Below are 6,403 nucleotides of genomic sequence, written 5' to 3' on the forward strand. Positions count from 1 at the left end.
TGAAATAGACCATCTAAATTGATGTCAAGGAGATAGGGGGATTCGAACCCTCGCGCCGGTTTCCCGACCTGACGGTTTTCAAGACCGTTCCCTTCAGCCAGACTTGGGTATATCTCCATGAATGTTTGTAGTAATACAACCACAAGAGATATCATACCTCTCCACGAAGCAATTGTCAAGAATTTTCATATCGCATCTTATTTATAAATAAACCAGTCATATTTTATTTTCTTAGTTAATAAAAAAGAGTCCTATATACCCATTTACAACATATCTCAATTCGGGTACTATAATACCACATTAGTTAACAGACAAAAAGTGAATGTATCATCATAATTTTACTTGCCACAAATTGTTTGTTGTTCATCCTGGAGGAAAATATGCTTAGTTTAATTGGATTGGCATTGGTGATATTAGGATTACTAATCACGATTCTTGGTCATACAGCCCCCCTCATACGCTTATACTTTGGTGATAAAAGTGTCATTTCACAAATTATCTGGGGAATTATCTTTTTTGGTATTGGTGGAATCATACTTATATACAATGCTATTCATATGTAAAACATTAAAAAAGCGTTTATATTATCAAACTTTCATGCTGATAATTAATACATTTTTAGCAAAAAGAAGTTGGAACAGATTCTTTTGTCCCAACTTCTTTTTTTTTGCGAACGGAGGGGGTCGAACCCTCACGGTATTTCTACCACAGGATCCTTAGTCCTGCGCGTCTGCCAATTCCGCCACGATCGCATACCATGTTGAAAACATCAACACAGTTAATATTATCAAATATACTTATTATATGCAAGATTTCCCATGACTGTATACCACTAGACCATGCATGCTAGCTTGATAATTATCATTTTAATTTAGCGCAATCATTGATAACCCAATTCGTTGACGTTTCTTGTCAATTTCAGTTACCCAAACCGTCACAATATCGCCAACAGCAACAATAGCATGTGGATTTTTTATATGTTGTTTCGATAATTTAGAAATATGAACGAGTCCGTCTTCATGGACACCAATATCAACAAAGGCACCAAAATCAACAACATTACGCACAGTTCCTTGTAATTGCATCCCCACTTTTAAATCATCTAAAGTCAACACATCAGACCTTAATGTTGCCATTGGTGCATCATCTCGCAAATCACGACCAGGCTCAATCAGTGAAGAAATAATATCGTGTAACGTTGGATAACCGATTCCCAACTGTTGTGCAAATACAGGTGTGTCAAACTCGTGCAGCGCATGACGTGCGTCAGCACCTAATTTTTCAACAGCTGCGCTGCGTAATACCTTTTCAGCTACTTGATAGGACTCTGGATGAATGTCCGTGTTATCTAGTGGATTTTCCCCTTTAGGTATGCGTAAAAATCCTGCAGCTTGTTCAAATGCTTTTGGCCCTAATTTAGATACTTTTTTAAGCTCCGAACGTGCTTGAAACTGTCCATTTTCGTTTCGATATGCAACAATATTTTGCGCAATTGTTGCAGTTAGTCCAGCAATATGGGTTAGTAACTGTGGTGATGCCGTATTTAGATTCACACCGACTTGATTAACTGATGTTTCTAATACATTATCAAGTTCTAAAGAAAGCTCTTTTTCCGGCAAATCATGTTGATATTGACCAACTCCTACTGCTTGTGGATCAATTTTTATTAGCTCTGCCATTGGATCTTGTAACCTTCGTGCGATTGAGATAGCCGACCTCTGTTCAACCGGTAAATCCGGGAATTCCTCTCGGGCAACATCACTTGCTGAATACACGGAGGCACCTGCTTCATTTACAACAACGTATCTTAAATCTGGTAAGTCATCTTTGATAATCTTGGCAATAAATTGCTGTGATTCACGAGAAGCTGTTCCATTACCAATAGCAACTATCGACACGTGATACTTTTTAACCAAGCTAATAATTACTTCTCTCGCACCTTCTGGATCATATTTAGGTGCCTTATGCGGATAAATCACCGCTTTGTCTAAAAATTGTCCTGCTTGATCCACGACTGCTAACTTTGAACCAGTTCGAATGCCTGGATCAAAACCTAAGACAATTTGACCATGTAAGGGTGCTGCCATCAATAGATGATACAGATTTGTCCCAAACACTTTAATCGCATCCTCACTTGCTTGATTAAATAATTTTTTCCTGATTTCACGCGCAATTGCTGGACCAATAAATCTTTTATATGCATCTTGTGCTGCCTGCACTAAAATATCTACTGCTGATCCTAATTTACTTCCTACTAAACGAAACTTCAAATAACGATTGATGGCATCTTCATCAGCAATGATATTTCCGGATAATATCCCCTCTTTTTCACCACGATTAATTGCTAGTATCTGATGATTTTGTATTTTTTTCACTAAGCTATCAAAATCATAGTACAACTCAAATACACCTTGTTCGTCTTTTTTATTGGCACCACGTTTTAATTTAGCAACAAAATGCCCATTATTTAACGTAAACTGTCTGACCCAATCCCGTAATCCTGCATTTTCACCAATTACTTCGGCAAAAATTTCATGCACGCCTGAAAAAACATCAGCAATATTTTTGATGTCTTTTTCTGGATTAATATACTTTGTCGCTTCAACCTGCAGATCTACAGATGGAAATTTTTGAATTAGTCTTGCAAACGGCATCAAACCAGCTTCCTTAGCAAGGGTCGCTTTTGTCTGACGCTTCTTCTTAAAAGGCAAATAAATATCTTCTACCTTTTGAAGCGTATCAGCTGCAACCATTGCCTGCTGTATGCTAGATGACATCATATTTTGCTCAGCAATTGCCTTATAAACTGTTTGTTTCCGTGCTTGTAATTCAGCTAATTGTTTAGAAATAGATTGAATATCACGTATTTGGACTTCATCAAGATTGCCTGTCGCTTCTTTACGATATCGCGCAATAAATGGTACTGTATTCCCTTCATCTAGTAAATTCGTGACAGCTTTTACTTTATGGGTTGGCAAACTTAACTTTTCACCAACACTTTGTGCAATATCTATTTCTAAAGTTGCATTCATCTCTGCTACCTTTGTCATTAGGCTGTGACCGTTGAAAAGACACGACGAATTTGTGCCAAGAATTTATCCATAAAGACATCTTGATCAGCTTCCGATTTTCTAAAATCAGCTAAATTCACTTGTTGCGTATTTACATCCAAAGAATCAGCCATAACTTTCGTGGCTGTCGTATAGTCCGCAAAAATTTGTTTAACTATTTGATGTGCACCGATAAGCCGAACAGGAGCTGTCATACTATTCAATTGCTTAGAAACATCTTGATAAATCTCAACAACATTCTCAAACTCAGTTGCAATTTCAACAAATTCATCTGTTGATAAACTAGCTAACTCATTTTCTTTCAGTGCCTTATCTAGTTTTTCAAAAAAAGGTGCTACACGATCACCAGCTTCTTGGATAGTTTCAATTAATTCACTTAATAACACACCATATTGCTGCGTCGACATATATTTTTTCTTAGGCATTACGTTCTCCTTTGTATGTTCCATTGACATTCATATCATTATAAATCATTTTTAATGCTTTAAAGATAAAAAGACTAGGAAAAATTCCCAGTCTTTAAAATTTTAAATTAGTTTAACTAAGTAAGTAATATTCCCCCAAATCTTACCTACCTAAATATTGGCATTAATTTACTGTATCAAGTAATGCATACTTACCATCACGGCGCTTATAAACAACCGCTGGTAAATCAGTTTCGGCATCTTGGAAAATAAAGAACTCATGTCCTAAAAGTTCCATTTGCAGAACTGCTTCCTCTACATCCATTGGCTTTAGATCAACATGCTTTGTTCGCACAATTTCCAAACCATCATCTTCTGGTTCAGGCTCTTCAACAGCTGCTGCTGGATCCACTGCCATAAAATCAGTGTTTTCTAACCCCTTATAGCCCTTTTCACGGGACTTACGGTTAACCTTAGTCTTATACTTTCGGATTTGTCGTTCTAGTTTATCAGAAACAAAATCAACTGTCTGGTACATATCCGTTTGCGTATCTTCCGCACGAAGCAACAAGTATGGTAATTGAATAGTTACCTCTGTCTTAAACGTACCTTCCTTATATGATCGTACATTAACGCGAGCGATATAACTAGCTTCAGTATTTAAATAACGCTCAAGTCGAGAAATACGCTTTTCAATGTATTCTGACATCGCATCAGTGATTTCAATGTTTTCACCACGTACCTTAAATTCTAGCATAATCCTGTCTCCTGTCTGACTAAATTTATAAGATAATATCCCCAAAATTTTTATCTTATATACCTTTATAGATTCATTTCTGTATCCTATCGGTAAGTATATTGTAACATATTGATAACAAAAAAAGAAAGCGTTAACATTCATGGAGCATCACTATCTAGCAAGGGTTAATGATGTCACTTCTAAAGCACCTGCGACTATTAAACACTGTGCTGCATGCCTTAAAGTACGTCCTGTTGTATAGACATCATCCACTAAACAAATTTTCTGATTTGCCAATTTTTTATCTGATTGGCACAATGTGAATGGCTGTTTCATAAGTAACCGCTCACGTCGTGTTTTTCGTGACTGTTTGTCCTTTCTGACCTCTCGACAAATCAATATCTCATCAAATGGTATTCCTTCCAGCCAACCTGTGACTTGATTGAATTGGCGTTCTAAGAATGTATCAGTTGTTATGGGAATTGGCACTATCATATCTACATTTGCTTTAATTAACCTTTGCTGGATAGCTTGCTTAAAGACATCACGAAGATGGTAACCGCCTTCAAATTTATATGCCTTAAAATATCTTTTCATTTGTGAGTCATATTTAAATAATGATTGATTGTGTATTTTCGGGAAGCCCTGCTTAAACCATTGTTGACAATCAACACAATATTTTCCTACCGTCACGCCCTGACATTCTAAACAAGCTATTTGGGGATCAATTTGTTGAAAATTATCATAACACATTTCACAAATAAAGGGTTGTTTGTATACTGAAAAATCGTAAAAATCTCGTAATTGCCATTGATGATTGATATTTGACTGACATAATTCACATTTCATAATGTTTTCCCTAAACTATTTAAATAATGGATTTCAGATATTGCATCAACCAATTGTTTCGTTCTTTCTTGCACATAAATTCTTACTAATCCAGTAGGCCGATCGATACTACGCCCACATCTACCAGCTATTTGAATCAATGTGGTTGTAGAGAAAACTGGTTCATCACCCCCTAGTATTAGTACATCAATGCCCAGGAAAGTAACTCCCCGCTCTAGAATTGTCGTCGTTATAAGACCATCAATACTATTCTCACGCATTGCTTGCACTTTTTCTAATCTAGTTTCATCTGCTGCATATGTCCCCAAAATTTTTAGTTTAGTTGTAATACTTTTCAGTTGATTCATGACAATCGCTACATCTTTAACTTCAGGTACAAAAACAAGAAACTTTATTTTTTTATCCCTTAAATTTATCATTTGGTTAATCACCCGCTTAGGTAGCTTTTCACGCCATTTTGCAATTCGTTTCACACTAAAATTAGGCAATGGCTGGCCATGAAATCGAAGCGGTAACATTGATAACAATAGCTGTTTTCGCTTAATCATTTTTTTCAAAGAGGCATTTAGTGTTGCTGTCAAATAAAATATGATTCCTGTTTCTTTTAGTGATCGATTAACCGATTTAATAAGCATTTGATTTTCTGAATAAGGAAAGGCATCTGCTTCATCTAGCACAATGACATCAAATGCCTGTTTAAACTTCATCAATTGATGGGTCGTCGCTAGTATTAATTGCGTATATTTATACTCGTCCTCTGTACCACCATACAACACAACAAAAGGGACATTGAATGCTGCTTCAATTCTTATTTTTAATTCAATGATGACATCAACTCGTGGTGCAACAATTGCAATGCGCTTTCCTTGTTTGATTGCCAAAGTCAGCATTGGAAAAAGCATTTCTGTTTTACCTGCACCCGTAACGGCATAAGTCAAATGAGACTCCCCATCCCGCAGTGCCTTGATTTGATCATCAGACACCATTTGCTGTAATGATGTTAATTTTCCCTTCCAAGTACATGGATTATCATTCGTTATAAAATCATTGGGTTCTTTAATCGTTGCCAGAAAATCATTTGTAGTCAGTCTGCCCATGTTTGCACAATGCCAGCAATATTGTCCTCCCATTTGTAATCGCCATTTGGGAGAAATTTTATTTTGACAACGACCACAGTATCCATTATTAATTGCTGGTTCAATATCAGCTTTTTCAGTTAATCCGCTACAGTCTACTGAATGATATACAACCAATCGACCATATAATAAAGATTCATCAGTATTATTTGCCATAATTTTCTCCTAACTAGTATTAAAGACGGTGAAAATTATTTTTTGTAC

The 6,403-nt window shown here is 36.3% G+C and carries 6 protein-coding genes and 2 tRNA genes; 1 reads left to right on the forward strand and 7 read right to left on the reverse strand.

What is annotated here, in order from left to right; translation table 11 throughout:
- Positions 1 to 27: 27 nt before the first annotated feature.
- Positions 28 to 117, reverse strand: a tRNA-Ser gene (locus HMPREF0877_RS08640).
- Between the two features lie 263 nt (positions 118 to 380).
- Between HMPREF0877_RS08640 and HMPREF0877_RS08645 the strand changes: the two genes are divergently transcribed.
- Complete coding sequence (locus HMPREF0877_RS08645; protein WP_002828965.1) at positions 381 to 563, forward strand: hypothetical protein; 183 nt, start codon at positions 381 to 383, stop codon at positions 561 to 563.
- Between the two features lie 105 nt (positions 564 to 668).
- Here the strand turns inward: HMPREF0877_RS08645 and HMPREF0877_RS08650 are convergent.
- The 6 genes from HMPREF0877_RS08650 to HMPREF0877_RS08675 form a co-directional block, all read right to left on the reverse strand.
- Positions 669 to 752, reverse strand: a tRNA-Leu gene (locus HMPREF0877_RS08650).
- Between the two features lie 114 nt (positions 753 to 866).
- On the reverse strand, positions 867 to 3,050 hold the full coding sequence (locus HMPREF0877_RS08655) for a Tex family protein (RefSeq protein ID WP_002828967.1): 2,184 nt from the start codon (positions 3,048 to 3,050) through the stop codon (positions 867 to 869).
- Positions 3,050 to 3,496 (reverse strand): hypothetical protein, encoded by a 447-nt coding sequence (locus tag HMPREF0877_RS08660; protein WP_040761119.1) that lies wholly within the window; start codon positions 3,494 to 3,496, stop codon positions 3,050 to 3,052. The genes HMPREF0877_RS08655 and HMPREF0877_RS08660 overlap by 1 nt, the downstream gene beginning before the upstream one ends.
- A gap of 163 nt (positions 3,497 to 3,659) precedes the next feature.
- Positions 3,660 to 4,232, reverse strand: a complete 573-nt coding sequence (gene hpf, locus HMPREF0877_RS08665; protein ID WP_040761122.1) for a ribosome hibernation-promoting factor, HPF/YfiA family — start codon at positions 4,230 to 4,232, stop codon at positions 3,660 to 3,662.
- A 153-nt stretch (positions 4,233 to 4,385) separates the two neighbouring features.
- Positions 4,386 to 5,063, reverse strand: a complete 678-nt coding sequence (locus tag HMPREF0877_RS08670) for a ComF family protein (protein ID WP_002828970.1) — start codon at positions 5,061 to 5,063, stop codon at positions 4,386 to 4,388.
- Entirely contained in the window at positions 5,060 to 6,355 is a 1,296-nt protein-coding gene (locus HMPREF0877_RS08675; RefSeq protein WP_002828971.1) for a DEAD/DEAH box helicase, read from the reverse strand. Before HMPREF0877_RS08675 ends, HMPREF0877_RS08670 begins: the two co-directional genes overlap by 4 nt.
- Between the last annotated feature and the right edge of the window lie 48 nt (positions 6,356 to 6,403).

The sequence above is a fragment of the Weissella paramesenteroides ATCC 33313 genome, from assembly GCF_000160575.1.
GTDB lineage: Bacteria > Bacillota > Bacilli > Lactobacillales > Lactobacillaceae > Weissella > Weissella paramesenteroides.